We start from the raw sequence: 16,902 nt of genomic DNA, 5'->3' as shown, positions 1-16,902 counted from the left end.
ATAGACCCCGACCGGGTCTCGTTCACCCGCGCCCTGCGTATCGTCCGCCGCACCGCCACCGGAACGGCGGCCTTTTCCCCCTGAGGACTGGACCGGCGCGTTGCCCCGCGTCCACGCCGAGATCACCGGCAAGATCAACCCGCGCCGGCGGCACCGAACCTGCCCCCGTGCGGTCAAGCGCGCCCGGCACAACCAGTACCGGATCAAGAAACCCGGCGAGCCGGCCAGCGTCCGTCACGCCGACCCGCCCACCGTCCGGCTCTACCCGATCCAGCCCCGCGCCGCATGATCAACTTAGGCTAAGTGGCATTGTCCCGAGTCTCCGAGTCGAACTTCCGTGGTGCAGACACAGGTCCAGTCTCCTTGCTGGTTGGACCCTTCACCTGCCCCAGGACGATTCACGGATGCCGGAGTGGAGGTTGTGTACGACGGCGAGCACGGGCAGGCGCCCGTCGCCGAGCTCGTCGAGCCCCTCGGTGACCGGGTGGTAGACCGTAGACCCGGCGACCGGACGAGTGACCGAGACGCCCGCCATGGCTCTGCCCAGATGCCTGGGTCGGCGAGGTAGAGGCCGCAGATTCAGTCGAGTGAGGTCTTCTCAACGGATTGGTCGTTCGGCGGTGGTCAGGACGAGTGCCGCTTTGGCGATGGCGCCGATTCGCAGAGGGCACAGCCGGATGCGGCCCAGCGCTGCTACACCCAGTTAATCACCGCGCTGCGCGCACCGGCCGAACGAGCCAACGCCCTGCTCGGCCGCTGGCGCGCCCTCGAGCGGGTCACCATCTACCCACAGCGCATCAGCGCACTTGCTGGTGCCGCTCTTGTGCTGACCTCACTCGACCGCGGAACCAGGTGAGAAAGCCTCAATAATTCGCGCCAGTACCAACGCCCGGAACACCTCGTCACCGACAGCGTCGAACCCGAGCCGGGTGTAGGCGTCGACGAGGACGGCCCAGAGCACCTCGCAGACGCTGCCGGCCAACGACCTCTCCCTGGTGGTCCGCGTGACTCAGCGCGGGGTCCGCGTCCTGCTGACCGGCGACCTGAGCGGCGAGGCGCAGGCCCGCATCCTGGGCCGGGGCGTCGACCTGCGGGCCGACGTGCTCAAGGTGCCGCACCACGGCAGCGCCGACGCCGACCGCGACTTCCTCGCCGCCACCGGGGCCCGGGTGGCGCTGATCTCGTCCGGGGCGGACAACCCCTACGGTCACCCGACGGCGCGGGTGCTCTCCTGGCTCGCGCAGGAGGGCATGCGGGTGCACCGCACCGACCGGGAAGGCGACCTCGCCGTGGCCGGAGACGCCGGCGGCTGGGGGGTCGCCGTCCGCGGGTCGGAGGACGCCGCCTCGCCGGCCGGCCCGGTCGACGGGGATCCCGCACCGGAGGACCCGACACCCGCCGGCGACGCGACCGGTGGCCGGCCGGACGTCCGCGCGCGCCGGCGGGAGCGTCGGTCCCGCGTGACACCATGCCGCTGTGGCCGCCGCACCCCCCGCCCCGACCTCGCGCCTGCGCGTCGTGGTCGGCGAGGAGGAGCTCCTCCGCTCGCGCGCCGTGGCCGCGGTGCGCGCCGCCGTCCTCGAGCGCCACCCCGACGCCGAGCTGCACGAGCTGCCGGCCCAGGGGCTCCCGGCCGGCCAGCTCGCCGACGTCCTGGCCCCGTCGCTATTCGGCACCCACCGGCTCGTCGTCGTCACCGGGGTGCAGGAGGCCGCCGGCGCCCTCGTCGACGCACTCACCGGCTACGCCGGGGACCCCGACCCCGACCTGACGCTCGTGGTCGTCCACTCCGGCGGAAAGCGCAACGAGGCTCTCCTCAAGACGTTCACCGCTGCGGGGGCCGCCGTCGATGACTGCCCGAAGGTCAGCTCGGTCGGCGACCGGATCGCCTTCGTGCGCAACGAGGTCCGCACGGCCGACGGCCGGATCACCCCCGACGCCGCGTCCGCGCTGGTCGAGGCGGTCGGCGCCGACCTGCGGCAGCTCTCGTCGGCCGCCACGCAGCTGGTGTCCGACGTCGGCGGCACCGTCGACGTCGACGCCGTCGCTCGCTTCCACCGCGGCCAGGCCGAGGTCACCGGCTTCACCGTCGCCGAACGGGTGTTGGTCGGCGACCGGCAGGGCTCGCTGGAGATGCTCCGCTGGGCGCTGCAGCGCGGCGTCGCGCACGTCCTCATCGCCGATGCCATCGCCGACGGGGTGCGGACCGCCGCCCGGGTCTCCTCGGTACGCAGCAGCAACCCCGGCGACCTGGCCCGCACGCTGAAGATGCCGCCGTGGAAGGTCAAGCGGGCCCAGTCGCAGGCCCGTGGCTGGAGCATCGAGGGCCTGCAGCAGGCGATCGGGGTGGCCGCCGAGCTCAACGCCGACGTCAAGGGGGCGGCGGCCAGCGCCGACTACGCACTGGAGCGGGCGATCCGGCGGATCGTCGCCATCCGCAGGGAGACCGGCCGCGGCGTCCGCGGCTGAAGGAGGGCCCCTGCCCCGGCCCGCTCCCGGGTCGGCCCCGTCCAGAGGCTCGCCGTGAGCCTGCGAACGGTGAGGAGGACGGGGTCCTGCTACGAGGGGTGGGGAGGAGCGGGTCCTTCTGCCTGCAGGGGGCCGCAGCCCGGGAACGCGACGAGCCCCCGTCCCGCGAGGGAGGAGGGCTCGTCGTCCGCCGCGCGAGCGCGGCCGGGAGTCAGCTGGAGAGGTCGGCCATCCGCTTGGCCATGCCCGACTTGCGGTTCGCGGCCTGGTTCTTGTGGATGATGCCCTTGCTGGCGGCCTTGTCCAGCGCCTTGCTGGCGGTCTGCAGCGCGGTCGTCGCGGCCGCGGCGTCCCCGGTGGCAGCGGCCTCACGGAAGCGGCGGACGGCCGTCTTCAGGGCGGACTTGACGGCAACGTTGCGCTGGCGCGCCTTCTCGTTGGTCTTGTTCCGCTTGATCTGGGACTTGATGTTCGCCACGCGTGAGCCTCGGGTGTCTCTCGGGAGGGAGTACTTCTGGACAGTGCGTCCGGACAGCGTGCGTCAGCGGACCGGTCTGCCAAGATACCAGCGCCGGCCGCCGGGCCCCAACCCGCGGGTACGCGCCCGAGGCCCCGGCGGTGGCTGGACGAGGCGGCCGGGCGTGGGACGATGGGAGCACTGTGACGACTCCCGCCTCCACCGACCCGGCCCGCATCCGGAACTTCTGCATCATCGCCCACATCGACCACGGCAAGTCGACGCTGGCCGACCGGATGCTCGAGGTCACCGGGATCATCGAGGCGCGGCAGATGCGTGCGCAGTACCTCGACCGGATGGACATCGAGCGCGAGCGCGGCATCACCATCAAGGCGCAGAACGTGCGCCTGCCGTGGACGGTCGGGGACGCCGAGTACGTCCTCGACATGATCGACACCCCGGGCCACGTGGACTTCACCTACGAGGTGTCCCGCTCGCTGGCCGCCTGCGAGGGTGCGGTGCTGCTGGTCGACGCCGCCCAGGGGATCGAGGCCCAGACGCTGGCCAACCTGTACCTGGCGCTGGAGAACGACCTCACGATCATCCCGGTCCTCAACAAGATCGACCTGCCGGCCGCGCAGCCGGAGAAGTACGCCGCGGAGCTGGCGCACATCATCGGCTGCGACCCGTCCGACGTGCTGCGGGTCAGCGGGAAGACCGGCGAGGGCGTGCCCGAGCTGCTCGACGCGATCGTGGCGCAGATCCCCGCCCCGACCGGCGAGGCCGACGCTCCCGCCCGGGCGATGATCTTCGACAGCGTCTACGACATCTACCGCGGCGTCATCACCTACGTCCGGGTGGTCGACGGTCGGATCTCCGCCCGCGAGCGGATCAAGATGATGTCCACCGGCGCCACCCACGAGCTGCTCGAGATCGGCGTCATCTCCCCGGAGCCCAAGCCGGTCGAGGGCCTGGGGGTGGGCGAGGTCGGCTACTTCATCACCGGGGTGAAGGACGTCCGCCAGTCCCGGGTCGGCGACACCGTCACCCTCCAGCACAAGCCGGCCGCCGAGCCGATCGGCGGCTACAGCGACCCCAAGCCGATGGTCTACTCCGGGCTCTACCCGATCGACGGCAGCGAGTACCCGCTGCTGCGCGAGGCGCTGGACAAGCTGCTGCTCAACGACGCCGCGCTGACCTACGAGCCGGAGACGTCCGCGGCGCTGGGCTTCGGCTTCCGCGTCGGCTTCCTCGGGTTGCTGCACCTGGAGATCGTCCGCGAGCGGCTCGAGCGCGAGGCCGGCATCAGCCTGATCTCCACCGCGCCGAACGTCGTCTACCGCGTGGTCATGGAGGACGGCTCCGAGGTCACCGTCACCAACCCCAGCGACTGGCCCGAGGGCAAGATCGCCGAGGTCTACGAGCCGATCGTCAGCGCCACCATCATCGCGCCCAGTGACTACACCGGCGCGATCATGGAGCTCTGCCAGAGCCGGCGCGGCCAGCTCGGCGGAATGGACTACCTGAGCGAGTCCCGCGTCGAGCTGCGCTACACGCTGCCCCTCGGCGAGATCATCTTCGACTTCTTCGACGCGCTGAAGTCGCGCACCCGGGGCTACGCGAGCCTGGACTACGCCGAGGCCGGCGAGCAGCAGTCGCAGCTGGTCAAGGTGGACATCCTGCTGCAGGGGGAGCCGGTCGACGCCTTCAGCGCCATCGTGCACAAGGACAAGGCCTACGGCTACGGCGTGATGATGGCCGGCAAGCTGCGCGAGCTCATCCCGCGGCAGCAGTTCGAGGTTCCCATCCAGGCCGCCGTCGGCTCCCGGGTCATCGCCCGCGAGACCATCCGCGCCATCCGTAAGGACGTCCTGGCCAAGTGCTACGGCGGTGATATCTCCCGCAAGCGCAAGCTGCTGGAGAAGCAGAAGGAGGGCAAGAAGCGGATGAAGATGGTCGGCCGGGTCGAGGTGCCGCAGGAGGCCTTCGTCGCCGCGCTGTCCAACTCCTCCGAGCCCGCCAGGAAGTGACGACAGGGCTCGTCGCCGCGGTCTGCTCGAAGGAGCCCCCTGCCCCCCGCTACTTGTAGAAGGACCCCATCCTCCTCACCCCTCGCTCCGCTCGGGCGAGCCTCGGGACGGGGCCGGCGGGCCCCTGCAGGGGGGCCGGTCGCCGGGCGGGTCGCCGTCGGAAGACTGGGTCTGGACGGCGACGTGCAGTAGAAGGACCCTCCTGCCCCCCACTGCTCGCAGGCTCACAGCGGGCCCTTGCAGGAGGGCCGCGAGCGGTTCACCGCGCGCGGCGTCAGCGGGGCCTGCCTGCGGGTCCTCGAGACCGGGAACGTCGACGCCGGCGACCCGGTCGAGATCGTGTCCCGCCCCGACCACGGGGTCACCGTCGGCCTGCTCTTCCGGGCCACGACGACCCAGCGGCGCCGCCTCCCGGAGATCGCTCCGGCCGTGGCCCACCTGCCGCTCGAGGACCAGCCGAAGCTCGCCGCCGGGATCGCCGCGCGGCCGAGTGCGCAGTTGTCGTCGCGGACGCGCCGCGACCGGCGACGCCGACTGCTCGCTCGGGGGAGAAGGGGGCGCCCTCAGGCGATAGCGGCCTCGTCGCCGCCGGTCAGCCGCAGCAGGTCGGCGTAGGTGAGCGAGACCATCGTGTGGTGGTCGCCGCCGCCGGCCCACAGGAGCGGGTGTGCCGTCAGGTCGACATCGACCAGTGCGCGGAGCGGGGTCGGATGGCCGGTGGGGGCCACCCCGCCGACCTCCTGGCCGGTCGCGGCGAGCACGAATTCGGCACTGGCCCGGCGCACCCGCCGCGCACGAACCAGTGCCGCGACCTTCGCGGTGTCCACGCGATGCGCGCCGCTGGCCAGCACCAGCAGCGGTGCGCCGTCCGCGTCGAAGACCAGGCTGTTGGCGATCGCGCCCACGTCGCAGCCGAGCATCGCTGCCGCAGCCGCCGCGGTCGGCACCGGCTCGTCGAAGCGGCGCACCTCGGCGTCCACGCCCGCGTCCCGGAGCGCGGCCGCCACCCGTTCCACGGCGATCACGGGAGCGTGAAGACGATCTTCCCCGCCGTCCGGCCCTCCAGCATCCGCTCGAAGCCCTCCCGGGCCTGGGTGAGCGGCAGCTCGACGTCGATGACCGGGCGGACGCCGGTGGCCGCGCACATCCGCACGAGCGCCTCGAGCTCGTCCCGGGTGCCCATCGTGGAGCCGATGACCGACAGCTGGGTGAAGAAGACCCGGTTCAGCTCGGCGCCGGGGTTGAAGCCGGTGGTCGCGCCGGAGGTGACGATGACGCCGCCGGGCTTGAGCGACTTGACGCTGTGGCTCCAGGTCGCCTCGCCGACGGTCTCCATGACGCCGTCCACCCGCTCGGGCAGTCGCGCGCCGTTCTCGAACGCCTGTTCCGCGCCGAGGTCGAGCGCCGCCTGGCGCTTCTCCTCGCTGCGGCCGGTCACCCACACCCGGAAGCCGGCCGCCTTCCCGAGCACGATCAGCGCGGTGGCCACGCCGCCGCTGGCGCCCTGCACCAGCACGGTCTGCCCGGGTCGCAGCCCCGACTTCACGAACAGCATCCGGTAGGCGGTCAGCCAGGCGGTGGGCAGGCACGCCGCCTCCGCGAAGGAGAGCTCGGCCGGCTTGGGCAGCGCGTTGCGCCGGGGGACGGCGACCTGCTCGGCCATGGTGCCCTGGTGCAGCTCGGAGAAGAGCGAGCGCTTCGGGTCGAGCGTCTCGTCGCCGGTCCAGCCCGGACTGGCGACGACACCGTGGACGACGACCTCGTTGCCGTCCTCGTCGAGCCCGGCCGCGTCGGTGCCGAGGATCATCGGCATCCGCTCCTGGGGCAGGCCGACGCCGCGCAGGCTGAACAGGTCGTGGTGGTTCAGCGACACGGCCTTGACCTGCACCGTCGTCCAGCCGCCCGGCACTTCCGGTTCCGGGCGCTCACCGACCTCCAGGACGGACAGCGGATCCTTCGGGGCGGGCGTCGAGACGAAGGCGGCGAGCATGCCCCGGACGCTAACCGAGCGGCGCGGTGCCGGCGAAACCGATCACCAGACAGGGCCGCTCATGCGCAGACCACGCGTTGCTGACGGATCTCGTCGGCCGGGTGGTCGTGCGGGGTGAGCGTGGTGACCGCGACGCCGGGAACGGCGAGCAGGACGGCGCCGACGACCCGCGCGTGCCGCACGTCGAGGTACTCGGTGCACTCTTCCCGGGGGAAGACTAGGTGCTCGACCGGGCCCTCGCCGCGCCAGAGGACGCCCACGACGGCGTACCCGCTGCGGGACGGCAGCCCCATGGGGGAGTGGCAGTCGACGCGGAGCACCCCGGCCGCGCCGGCGAAGTCGAGCCCGCTGATGGTGGCCGGCGTCCGTTGGTCGGTGACGCACTCGTAGACGATCCCGGCGTCCTCCCCGACGAAGAAGTCGGTGGTCCCGAACGGCGCCTGGTCCTGCGGATCGAAGACGCTGAACACGCTGTGCACCGTCCGGCCGGTGCTGTCGTCGATGCCGTCGAAGGTGGCATCGGCGTAGCCGGTCCGCCCCTCGGTCCCGGCGGGGGCCGCGGCGGCCGGCCCGGCGGCCGTCCCCACGACCGCGGTCGCCAACAGCGTGGTGAGCACCCGGCCGACCGCTCGTCTCGTCATGGTGGGCTCCTGTCGCTTCCGCCGGGGCGCCGTCGCACCGGCGACCGCACCGTGGCACCGGTGACGCCGGCCGTCACGGGGTCGGCACGCGGCCGGCCTGCCGTCTCGGCGCGTCGTACGGAACACGCCGCTCGCAGGCTCCACCACGATGGCCGCTCTGGTGGAGCCCGCGGTCAGCGAACGACGACCACGAACTCCTGGCGCGGCACGAACTCGCCGATCACCGGGGCGCCGGGAACCTCGCCGCCGAGCAGCAGCCCCCCGGAGGTCTGCGCGTCGGCCAGCAGCAGCGCCTGGTCCTCGGAGACCGCGGACAGGTCGGTGTGCGGGCGCACCCAGTCGAGGTTGCGCCGGGTGCCGCCGGAGACGAAGCCCGCGGCCAGCGCCTCCCGCGCCCCGGCGAGATAGGGGACGGCGGCGGCGTCGACCACTGCGGTCACTCCGCTGGCCCGGGCCATCTTGTACAGGTGGCCGAGCAGGCCGAACCCGGTGACGTCGGTGCCGGCGCGGATGCCGGCGGCCACCGCGGCCTGCCCGGCGTCGCGGTTGAGCGTCGTCATCGAGGCGACCGCCTCCTCCGACACCTCACCGGTCGCCTTCATCCGGTTGTTGAGCACACCGACGCCGAGCGGCTTGGTCAGCGACAGCGGCGTACCGGCCACGGCTGCGGAGTTCGTGATCACCCGGTCGACGTCGACGACGCCGGTCACCGCCATGCCGTACTTGGGCTCGGGGTCGTCGATGGAGTGTCCGCCGCCGACGTGGCAGCCGGCCTCCTGCGCGGCCTCCAGGCCCCCGCGCAGCACCTCGGCGGCGAGCTCGGCGGGGAGCACGTCGCGCGGCCAGCCGAGCAGGTTGACCGCGACGACGGGGATGCCGCCCATCGCGTAGACGTCGGAGAGCGCGTTGGTCGCCGCGATCCGGCCGAACGTGTAGGCGTCGTCGACCACGGGGGTGAAGAAGTCGGTGGTGAGCACCAGCCCCTGCCCACCGGCGATGCGCACCACCGCGGCGTCGTCGCCGTCGTCCAGGCCGACGACCAGCTCGGCGGCCGGATCGGCCGGCCCGGCCGCGGTCAGGCCGGCGACCACGGCCTCCAGTTCACCGGGCGGGATCTTGCAGGCGCAGCCGCCGCCGTGCGCGTACTGGGTGAGCCGGATCGTCGCCGGAGCTGTGGTCACCGGCCGAATCTATGCCGACCGGCGGGGTGTGACGCCTGGAGTGTCCGGCTCGACGGCTGCCGCCGGGCAGGGCGACGAGGGTCGGCCGGCCGGCGGGACGCCGATCGAGGTCTTCGACCACCCGGGCTCCGGGCACCTCTTCACCGACCCGAGCCTGCCCGCCGAGGACGACGCGCGGGCCGCCGAGCAGCTGTGGCAGCGAGCGCTGGCGTCCTGCCGGTCGCCGGGGTCCGCGGCGGTGGGCCCGGGCACGTAGGCTGCGCGGCGGAGGCGTCAGGGTGCCTGGTGGCCCCCGCGGCCTCTAAAGCCGACGTGGCCGAGCAGCTCGGTCAGGCGGGTTCGATTCCCGTCCGCCTCCGCCAACCGTCCCGCCCTGCGGGCCGCCGTCCCCACCGGACGGCGGCCCGCGGCTCGTGACGGCTCGCACCTCTGCGCAGCTCGGCCACTTGGCACGAACCCGCCGCCGCGTTCGCACCGGCTGACCGCGCCACGCTGAACGCGAGAACGCCCGAGCCTTCGGGCGGGTGCACGCCGGGGGCCGGGCCGCAGAGCCGCGCTCGTCCGACACGGAAGCGACGCGCGCCGACGGGCCCGGGGCGGCCGCGGGTCTTCCGCGCCTACGCTGCGCAGGCGATGAGCGACGACCCGCGGCGGCAGGTACCGCGCACCGACACGCTGCTCGCGGACCCCGAGCTCGCCGACGCCTCCGCCCGGCTGGGTCGCGAGCTGGTCAAGGCCGCCGTACAGGATGTCCAGCAGCGCATCCGGGACGGCGCGCTCGCGCCCGTGGACGCCGTGCCCGCCGTCCTGTCCGCCCTGCCGACGACGGCCAGCAGCCTGCGGCCGGTGTTCAACGCGACCGGCGTGCTGGTGCACACCAACCTGGGCCGCTCGCCGCTGTCGCCGGCCGCGGTCGAGGCGGTCGCCGCCGCCGGCGGCACCACCGACGTCGAGCTGGATCTCGCCACCGGTCGGCGGGGGCCGCGCGGTGCGGCCGCGCTCGCCGCGCTGCAGGCCGCCGTCCCCGCCGCGGAGGCCGCGCTCGTGGTCAACAACTGCGCCGCCGCCCTCGCGCTGGTCGCGACCGCGCTCGGCGGGGAGCTCGTCGTCGCCCGCGGCGAGCTGGTCGAGATCGGTGACGGCTTCCGCATTCCCGAGCTGCTCGAGGCCACCGGCGCCCGGCTGCGCGAGGTGGGGACGACGAACCGGGTGACCCTCGACGACTACCTGCGCGCGCTGGGCCCCGACACCGGCGCGGTGGTGAAGGTGCACCCGTCGAACTTCGTCGTCCGCGGCTTCACCCGGGCGGTGCCGGTGGCCGAGCTCGCCGCCGGGCTGACCGGCCGCGGCGTCCCCCTGGTGGCCGACGTCGGCTCGGGGCTGCTGCGGCCGCACCCGGTGCTGCCCGACGAGCCGGACCTGCAGACCACCCTCGCCGACGGCGCCGACCTGGTGCTGGCCAGCGGGGACAAGCTGCTCGGCGGGCCGCAGGCGGGGTTGGTGCTCGGCCGGGCCGACCTGGTGCAGCGGCTCCGGCGGCACCCGCTCTACCGGGCGCTCCGGGTCGACAAGACGACGCTCGCCGCGCTCGAGGCGACGCTGCGCGGGCCGCAGCCCCCGGTGCAGCAGATGCTCGGCGCCGACGTCGCCGACCTGCGCTCCCGCGCCGAGGCGCTCGCCGCCCGCCTCGCGGCCGCCGGCCTGGACGCCGTCGCCGTCGACTCCGAGGCCCGGGTCGGCGGGGGAGGGGCGCCGGAGCACCCGCTGCCGAGTGCCGCCGTCTCGCTGCCCGCCGCCTTCGCGGGTCCGCTGCGCGCGGGCAGACCGCCGGTGGTCGGGTACCTGGCCGGCGACCGCACCCTGCTCGACCTGCGCAGCCTGCCGCCGTCGGACGACGGGACGCTGGCCGCCGCGGTGCTGGAGGTGGCCCGCCGGTGGACGTGATCGCGACCGCCGGGCACGTGGACCACGGCAAGTCCACGCTGGTCCGGGCGCTCACCGGAATGGAGCCCGACCGGTGGGAGGAGGAGCGCCGCCGCGGGCTGACCATCGACCTCGGCTTCGTCTGGACGACGCTGCCGTCGGGGCGCCGGCTCGCGGTCGTCGACGTGCCCGGGCACGAGCGGTTCGTCGGCAACATGCTCGCCGGCGTCGGCTCGGTGCCCGCCGCGCTCGTCGTCGTCGCGGCGGACGACGGCTGGTCGGCGCAGACCGCCGAGCACGTCGCCGTCCTCGACGCGCTCGGCGTGCGGCACGCGCTGCTCGCGGTCACGAAATCCGACCTCGCCGACCCCGCACCGGTGCTCGCCGAGGTACGCGAGCGGCTGGCGGCGACGTCGATGGGGGATGTCCCGGGGGTGGCGGTCAGCGCGGCCACCGGCGCCGGCGTGCCCGAGGTCGTCGCGGCGCTGGAGGCGCTGCTCGCCGGGCTGCCCGCGCCCGACCGGGAGGCGCCGGTGCGGCTGTGGATCGACCGCGCCTTCCCCATCAAGGGGGCCGGAACGGTCGTCACCGGGACCCTCGCCGCGGGCGGCGTCGCAGCCGGCGACCGGCTGCAGCTGGGCGGCCGCGAAGTCGGTGTCCGGAGTGTGCAGTCGCTGGGGCAGCCGGTGGAGCGGGCCGCGGCCACCGCGCGGGTCGCACTGAACCTGCGCGGCATCGCCGTCGAGGAGCTGACCCGCGGCGACGCGCTGCTCACCCCGGGAGCGTTCCGCTCGACCGCGGAGCTGGACGTGACCCTCGTCGCCGCGGGTGGGTCGGGTCCTCGGGACGAAGGCCGGCTGCCCGCCGAGGCGGTGGTCCACATCGGGTCGGCCGCCGTCGGTGCCCGGCTGCGGCCGCTGGAAGGGACGGCGGTGCGGCTGCGGCTGGCCTCCCCGCTGCCGCTGCGGGTGGGGGACCGGCTGCTCCTGCGCGACCCCGGGGCGCGCCGCGTGCTGGGCGCGGACGTCCGGGACGTCGACCCGCCCGAGCTGCGCCGGCGAGGTGCGGCCCGCCGGCGCGCCGCGGAGCTGGCCGAGCAGCCCACCGGTTCGGCGGGTGCGGCCGCCGAGCTCGCCCGCCGCCGGATCGTCCGGGCCGCGGACTTCGCCGCCATGGGCTGGCCGGTGCCGGAGGACGCGACCACCGTGGGGCCCTGGCTGCTCGCCCCCGGCCTGGTCGACGAACTGGCCGCCGCGCTGCCCGGGGTGGTCGGCCGCTACCGGCAGTTGCGTCCGCTGGAGGCCGGGCCGCCGGTCGCCGTCGTCCGGCGGGCCCTCGACCTCCCCGACGACGAGCTGGTGCCGGCCGTCGTCCGACCGCCGCTGGCGCTGCGCGAGGGCCGGGTGGCCGTCGCGTCCGCCGGGCTGCCGCCGCGGGTGCAGCAGGCCGTCGACGCCATCCGCGACCGGCTGACCGCCGACCCGTTCGCCGCGCCGGACGCCGAGGACCTGCGCGCCGCCGGGCTCGGGCCGCGGGAGCTCGCCGCCGCCGTGCGCGACGGGCAGCTGGTGAGGATCGGCGACGGCGTCTACCTGGCCCCGGGCGTGGCCGAGGAGGCGCGGGCCCGGCTGGCGGGGCTGCCTGCGCCGTTCACCCTGAGCCAGGCCCGCTCGGCGTGGGGCACCACCCGGCGGGTCGCCGTCCCGCTCATGGAGTGGCTGGACGCGCGCGGCGTCACCGGGCGGCTGCCGGACAACACCCGCCGGCTGCGGTAGCCCGGCGGAGCAGCCCGCTCGCCGGCTGCCGGCGGGCCGTCCCCGGCGCGTGACCTACCGTGACCGGGTGATCGACTTCGGCAACGGCTCCGTCTTCAAGCTCAACCCCGTGCACCCGCAGGAGATCGGCCCGGAGGTGGCGCCGCTGCTCGTACCGGGCGAGCAGATCGTCGCCTGCTTCAAGGCCGTGCGGGACTTCGTCGTCTTCACGGACAAGCGGCTGATCGCCGTCAACGTCCAGGGGATGACCGGCCGCAAGCGTGACTTCACCTCGTTGCCCTACAGCAAGGTCCAGGCCTTCTCCATCGAGACCGCCGGCACATTCGACCTCGATGCCGAGCTCGACCTGTGGTTCAGCGGGCTGGGCAAGGTGCGGCTGGAGTTCAAGGGCAACGCCGACATCCGGGCCCTCGGGCAGATGATCGCGACCTACGTGCTCCGATGACGGCCTCCCTGCAGGTAGGAGGATCCCGTCCTCCCCATCCCTCGTAAGAGGACCTCCCGCCCCCCGCCACTCGCAGGCTCGTGGCGGGACCCTGCAGGGGGCCAGCGGTGCCCTGGACGGGCCGGGTGGGGGGCAGGGGGTCCTCGTTCAGTCGGCCGTCGGCACCCAGCGGGCCGGGCGCTTATCCCGGAACGCCGCGATGCCCTCCTGGCCCTCCTCGCTCGCGAAGAAGCGCGCCGAGAGTTCGAGCAGGTCGTCGAACGAGCCGCGCAGCCCGCCGGCCCGCAGCAGCCGCTTGGTCTCGGCCAGCGCGGCCGGCGCCCCGGCCGCGAGCGCGGCGGCCTGCGCGGCCACCGCGGCGTCGACCTCGTCGTCGGACACGCAGACGTCGACCAGCCCGCCGGCGGCCGCGGCGGCCGCGTCGAACGCCTCGCCGGTGAGCATCAGTCGGTGCGCCACGTGCGGGACCATGCGCGGCAGGACGACCGCCGAGATCACCGCGGGCACGATGCCCAGGCGCACCTCGGAGAAGGCGAAGGTCGCCGAGCTGCCGGCGACGACGACGTCGCAGGCGGCGGCCAGCCCCACCCCGCCGGCCCGCGCCGGGCCCCGGACGACGGCGAGCACCGGCTTGGGCGAGCGCCAGATCGTCTCGAGGATCTCGGGGAACTCGCGCACCCCCTGGGCCTCCGCCTGGCCCCCGGCTGCCTCCGACAGGTCCATGCCCGAGCAGAAGACCCGCCCGGTGTGGTCCAGCACCACCACCCGCACGCCGTCGTCGGCCAGCACGTCGGCCAGCGCCGTCCGCAGCTGGGCGCGCATCGCGCGGGACAGCGCGTTGCGGTTGGCGGGGGAGTCCAGCGTGAGGGTCGCGACCCCCCGGGACGTCGAGACCTGCAGCACCGTGTCGTCGCTCACGACCGCCCATCCTGCCCGGCCACGACACACGGGGGAGCACACTGGGAGCGGATGAACGCCGCCCTGCCGCTGCTCCAGGCCGCTCCGCCGCGGACTCTGCAGCTACCCGACAGCGCCCGCGAGGGGCTGGCGCGCACGACCTTCGGGCTGTACGTGCACGTGCCCTTCTGCGCCACCCGCTGCGGCTACTGCGACTTCAACACCTACACCGCCGACGAGCTGGGCCCGGGCGCCAGCCGGGCGGAGTACGCCGGCACCGCGATCGCCGAGCTCCGGCAGGCCGCCGAGACCCTCGGCCCCGACCTGCCCACCGTCTCCACCGTCTTCGTCGGCGGCGGCACCCCCACGCTGCTGGCCGCCGACGACCTCGCCGCCGTCCTCGCCACCGTGCGGGAACTCTTCCCCGTCGCCGGCGACGTCGAGGTCACCACCGAGGCCAACCCGGAGACGGTGACCCCGGCGAGCCTGGCCCGGCTGCGGGAGGCAGGCTTCACCCGGATCAGCCTGGGCATGCAGTCGGCCGCCGAGCACGTCCTCGCCGTCCTCGACCGACGGCACACCCCCGGCCGCGCCGTCGAGGCGGCGCAGGAGGCGCACGCCGCCGGCTTCGGGCACGTCAACCTCGACCTCATCTACGGGACGCCGGGGGAGACCGACGCGGACTGGGCCGCCTCGCTCGACGCCGTCCTCGCCGCGCCGGTGGACCACGTCAGCGCCTACGCGCTCATCGTCGAGGAGGGCACCCGGCTGGCCCGCCGCATCGACCGCGGTGAGCTGCCCCCGCCCGACGACGACGTCCTCGCCGACCGCTACGAGCAGGCCGACGCAACCCTGAGCGCCGCCGGCTTCGACTGGTACGAGGTCTCCAACTGGGCGCGCGGCGACGCCGCCCGCTGCCGGCACAACGAGCTGTACTGGGCCAGCGCCAACTGGTGGGGCGTCGGCCCCGGGGCGCACAGCCACGTCGGCGGGCTGCGGTGGTGGAACGTGAAGCACCCCGCGGCCTACGCCGGGCGGCTGCTGCGCGGGGAGAGCCCGGTGCAGGACTCCGAGCTGCTCGACGACGCCGACCGCGCGCTGGAGACGGTGATGCTCGGCCTGCGGATGCGCGAGGGACTGCCGCTGACCGCGCTCTCGGCCGCCGGCCGGGCCCGTGCCGCCGACGCCGTCGCCCGCGGCCTGCTGGAGCCGGTGGCCCACGCCGCCGGCCGCGCCGTCCTCACCGACCGCGGGCGGCTGCTCGCCGACGCACTGGTGAGGGAGCTGACCGAGTAAGGACCTCCCTGCCCCCCCCCACGGCTCGCAGGCTCGCCGCGGGCCCCTGCAGGGAGGCCGGGACGTGACGGATGTCAGGTCGGCGTCGCGACGTCCTGCACTACTGACCGGGTGGCCGTCGCCGACAGGCTGGTCGCGTGCCTCCCGGAACCGCACTCGACATCCGCGACCTCACCGTCCGCTACGGCGACACCACCGCTGTCGACGGCCTCGACCTGCAGCTGCGCACCGGCGAGACGGTGGCGCTGCTCGGGCCCAACGGCGCCGGCAAGTCGACCGTCGTCAACGCCGTCCTCGGCCTGGTGCCCTCCACCGGCACCGTGCGCGTGCTCGGCCGGACGCCGGCCGCGGCCGTCCGCGCCGGCTGTGTCGGCGCGATGCTGCAGCACGGCGGGCTGCCCGGCGAGTCGCGGGTGAGGGAGGTCGTCGAGCTGGTCCGGCGCAGCTGTCCGCGCTCCTGGCCGCTGGACGACCTCGTCGTCACCGCGGGCATCGACGGCCTGCTCGGCCGCCCGGTGGACGCGCTCTCCGGCGGGCAGCGCCAGCGCGTGCTGCTCGCCCTCGCCCTGGCCGGCGAGCCACCGCTGCTGCTGCTCGACGAGCCGACCTCGGCCATGGACGTCGAGGGCCGCCGCGCCTTCTGGACGACGATGCGCCGGCTCGCCGACCGCGGCACCACCGTCGTCTTCGCCACCCACCACCTCGAGGAGGCCGACGCCGTCGCCGACCGCGTGGTCGTGGTCGCCGGCGGGCAGGTCGTCGCCGACGGCACCGCCGCGCAGGTCAAGGCCGGCATCGCCGGACGCACCGTCACCTTCACCGCCGACGAGGACTGGAGGTTCGCCGGCCTTCCGGGCGTGACCGCCGCCGACCGGCAGGGCGAACGAATCAGCCTCACCACCGACAACGTCGAGGCCACCCTCCTGGCGCTGCTGGCCGGCGGCCGGCGGCTGCCCGACCTGCAGGTCCGCGGCGCCAGCCTCGAGGAGGCGGTGCTCTCCCTCACCAGCCGTTCCCGCACCCCGATCGGAGCCGACCGATGAGCACCCTGTTCGCCTTCCAGTTGCGCCGCGTCGGGCGCAACCGGCAGTTCCTGTTCTTCACGGTGCTGCTGCCGGCCCTGTTCACGATCTTCTTCACCCAGGTCTTCGGCGCCCAGGCCGGCGCGGCGGCGCAGTACCAGGCGTACGCGACCGCCTCGATGGTCTCGATGATGGCCTACGGCGCACTCGGGGCCGCCCTGGGCGCGACGATCCGGATCTCCTTCGACCGGGCCTCGGGCTGGCTGCGGCAGCTGCGGGTCACGCCCGTCGCGACGTCGTCCGTCGTCGCCGTCGACGTGCTCGTCGGCATGCTGCTGACCCTGCCGAGCCTGGTGGTCGTGGCCCTGGTGGGCAGGCTGGTCAACGGGGTCGAGCTGCCGCTGTCCACCTGGGCCGGCCTGGTTGCGGTGCTGTGGCTCGGATCGGGCGCCTTCGTCGCGCTCGGCCTGTTGGTGGGCCACTCCCTCGAGGACAAGGCCGCCGGCGGCGCGATCGGCATCCTCGGTGTCGTGCTCGCCGCTCTCGGCGGCCTGTGGGTGCCGGTGCAGCTGTTCCCGGAGTCCCTGCGGGCACTGGCGCACACCCTGCCGTCGTACTGGTACGCCGAGCTCGGTCGCGAGGTCGTCGCCGGGGACGGGCCGGCGCTGCTGACGGTCCTGGCGGTCGCCGGGTTCGCCGCGGCTTTCGCCGTTCTCACCGCCGTGGTCCTGCGTCGGCGTCCGCTGCACGCCGTCGCGGGCTGAGCGGTCTAGCGT

18 protein-coding genes, 1 tRNA gene and 2 pseudogenes are annotated in these 16,902 nt (G+C 74.5%); 13 read left to right on the top strand and 8 right to left on the bottom strand.

From position 1 onward, the window contains the following. The first annotated feature begins 100 nt into the window (after positions 1-100). Entirely contained in the window at positions 101-289 is a 189-nt protein-coding gene (locus tag E4P41_RS02170) for a hypothetical protein (RefSeq protein ID WP_135139227.1), read from the top strand. A 309-nt stretch (positions 290-598) separates the two neighbouring features. Here the strand turns inward: E4P41_RS02170 and E4P41_RS02165 are convergent. Next, positions 599-691, bottom strand: a pseudogene (locus E4P41_RS02165) (IS5/IS1182 family transposase); the annotation flags it as partial. A 12-nt stretch (positions 692-703) separates the two neighbouring features. Between E4P41_RS02165 and E4P41_RS22955 the strand changes: the two are divergent. Continuing rightward, a pseudogene (locus E4P41_RS22955) lies at positions 704-856 on the top strand (IS5/IS1182 family transposase); the annotation flags it as partial. Here E4P41_RS22955 and E4P41_RS21870 read toward each other — a convergent pair. Next, positions 833-982 (bottom strand): hypothetical protein, encoded by a 150-nt coding sequence (locus E4P41_RS21870; protein ID WP_167760877.1) that lies wholly within the window; start codon positions 980-982, stop codon positions 833-835. The pseudogene E4P41_RS22955 and the gene E4P41_RS21870 overlap by 24 nt on opposite strands. A 494-nt stretch (positions 983-1,476) precedes the next feature. On the opposite strand from E4P41_RS21870, the gene holA reads away from it, so the two are divergent. After that, positions 1,477-2,469, top strand: a complete 993-nt coding sequence (holA, locus tag E4P41_RS02160; protein WP_135139226.1) for a DNA polymerase III subunit delta — start codon at positions 1,477-1,479, stop codon at positions 2,467-2,469. Between the two features lie 211 nt (positions 2,470-2,680). Here holA and rpsT read toward each other — a convergent pair whose 3' ends face one another. Beyond that, complete coding sequence (gene rpsT / locus E4P41_RS02155) at positions 2,681-2,947, bottom strand: 30S ribosomal protein S20 (RefSeq protein WP_135139225.1); 267 nt, start codon at positions 2,945-2,947, stop codon at positions 2,681-2,683. Between the two features lie 182 nt (positions 2,948-3,129). Here rpsT and lepA point away from each other — a divergent pair, with 182 nt between their 5' ends. Together lepA and E4P41_RS22545 are read left to right on the top strand one after the other, a co-directional pair. Further along, positions 3,130-4,956, top strand: coding sequence for a translation elongation factor 4 (gene lepA / locus E4P41_RS02150; protein ID WP_135139224.1), 1,827 nt, complete (start codon positions 3,130-3,132; stop codon positions 4,954-4,956). 237 nt (positions 4,957-5,193) lie between these two features. Continuing rightward, positions 5,194-5,571 (top strand): hypothetical protein, encoded by a 378-nt coding sequence (locus E4P41_RS22545; RefSeq protein WP_209307486.1) that lies wholly within the window; start codon positions 5,194-5,196, stop codon positions 5,569-5,571. Here E4P41_RS22545 and E4P41_RS02140 read toward each other — a convergent pair. From E4P41_RS02140 to selD, 4 genes are all read right to left on the bottom strand, one after another. Then, a complete protein-coding gene (locus E4P41_RS02140) occupies positions 5,520-5,981 on the bottom strand; it encodes a YbaK/EbsC family protein (RefSeq protein ID WP_135139223.1) in 462 nt (153 codons plus the stop codon). The genes E4P41_RS22545 and E4P41_RS02140 overlap by 52 nt on opposite strands. After that, positions 5,978-6,946: a zinc-binding dehydrogenase gene (locus tag E4P41_RS02135; protein ID WP_135139222.1), complete on the bottom strand. Its 969-nt coding sequence runs from the start codon at positions 6,944-6,946 to the stop codon at positions 5,978-5,980. The genes E4P41_RS02140 and E4P41_RS02135 overlap by 4 nt, the downstream gene beginning before the upstream one ends. Before the next feature lie 59 nt (positions 6,947-7,005). Continuing rightward, positions 7,006-7,587: a hypothetical protein gene (locus E4P41_RS02130; protein WP_135139221.1), complete on the bottom strand. Its 582-nt coding sequence runs from the start codon at positions 7,585-7,587 to the stop codon at positions 7,006-7,008. 173 nt (positions 7,588-7,760) lie between these two features. Continuing rightward, positions 7,761-8,768: a selenide, water dikinase SelD gene (gene selD, locus E4P41_RS02125; RefSeq protein ID WP_135139220.1), complete on the bottom strand. Its 1,008-nt coding sequence runs from the start codon at positions 8,766-8,768 to the stop codon at positions 7,761-7,763. Between the two features lie 40 nt (positions 8,769-8,808). On the opposite strand from selD, the gene E4P41_RS02120 reads away from it, so the two are divergent. The 5 genes from E4P41_RS02120 to E4P41_RS02105 all read left to right on the top strand — a co-directional run bounded on the left by E4P41_RS02120 (position 8,809) and on the right by E4P41_RS02105 (position 12,911). Next, positions 8,809-9,024, top strand: a complete 216-nt coding sequence (locus tag E4P41_RS02120; RefSeq protein WP_135139219.1) for a hypothetical protein — start codon at positions 8,809-8,811, stop codon at positions 9,022-9,024. A gap of 10 nt (positions 9,025-9,034) precedes the next feature. Continuing rightward, positions 9,035-9,130 (top strand) — tRNA-OTHER (locus tag E4P41_RS21865). Between the two features lie 271 nt (positions 9,131-9,401). Next, positions 9,402-10,712 (top strand): L-seryl-tRNA(Sec) selenium transferase, encoded by a 1,311-nt coding sequence (gene selA / locus E4P41_RS02115; RefSeq protein WP_135139218.1) that lies wholly within the window; start codon positions 9,402-9,404, stop codon positions 10,710-10,712. Continuing rightward, a complete protein-coding gene (gene selB / locus E4P41_RS02110; protein ID WP_135139217.1) occupies positions 10,703-12,466 on the top strand; it encodes a selenocysteine-specific translation elongation factor in 1,764 nt (587 codons plus the stop codon). Before selA ends, selB begins: the two co-directional genes overlap by 10 nt. 67 nt (positions 12,467-12,533) lie before the next feature. Then, positions 12,534-12,911, top strand: a complete 378-nt coding sequence (locus E4P41_RS02105) for a PH domain-containing protein (RefSeq protein ID WP_135139216.1) — start codon at positions 12,534-12,536, stop codon at positions 12,909-12,911. 147 nt (positions 12,912-13,058) lie between these two features. Here the strand turns inward: E4P41_RS02105 and E4P41_RS02100 are convergent, their stop codons facing one another. Continuing rightward, on the bottom strand, positions 13,059-13,829 hold the full coding sequence (locus E4P41_RS02100; RefSeq protein WP_135139215.1) for an enoyl-CoA hydratase-related protein: 771 nt from the start codon (positions 13,827-13,829) through the stop codon (positions 13,059-13,061). A 51-nt stretch (positions 13,830-13,880) separates the two neighbouring features. Here E4P41_RS02100 and hemW point away from each other — a divergent pair, with 51 nt between their 5' ends. The 3 genes from hemW (at position 13,881) to E4P41_RS02085 (ending at position 16,890) form a co-directional block, all read left to right on the top strand. Beyond that, the gene (gene hemW / locus E4P41_RS02095; RefSeq protein ID WP_135139214.1) at positions 13,881-15,104 is read left to right on the top strand and encodes a radical SAM family heme chaperone HemW; all 1,224 of its coding nucleotides are present in this window, start codon (positions 13,881-13,883) and stop codon (positions 15,102-15,104) included. Positions 15,105-15,241: 137 nt separating this feature from the next. Further along, a complete protein-coding gene (locus E4P41_RS02090) occupies positions 15,242-16,147 on the top strand; it encodes an ATP-binding cassette domain-containing protein (RefSeq protein ID WP_135139213.1) in 906 nt (301 codons plus the stop codon). Continuing rightward, positions 16,144-16,890 carry an ABC transporter permease gene (locus E4P41_RS02085; RefSeq protein ID WP_135139212.1) on the top strand — a complete coding sequence of 249 codons (747 nt, stop codon included), beginning with the start codon at positions 16,144-16,146 and terminating at the stop codon, positions 16,888-16,890. Before E4P41_RS02090 ends, E4P41_RS02085 begins: the two co-directional genes overlap by 4 nt. Positions 16,891-16,902 lie beyond the last annotated feature (12 nt).

The sequence above is a fragment of the Geodermatophilus sp. DF01-2 genome (assembly GCF_004571065.1).
In the GTDB taxonomy this organism is placed as follows: Bacteria; Actinomycetota; Actinomycetes; order Mycobacteriales; family Geodermatophilaceae; genus Geodermatophilus.
Note: the sequence above shows the minus strand (reverse complement) of the source record. Positions and strands in the feature narration are given on the sequence as shown.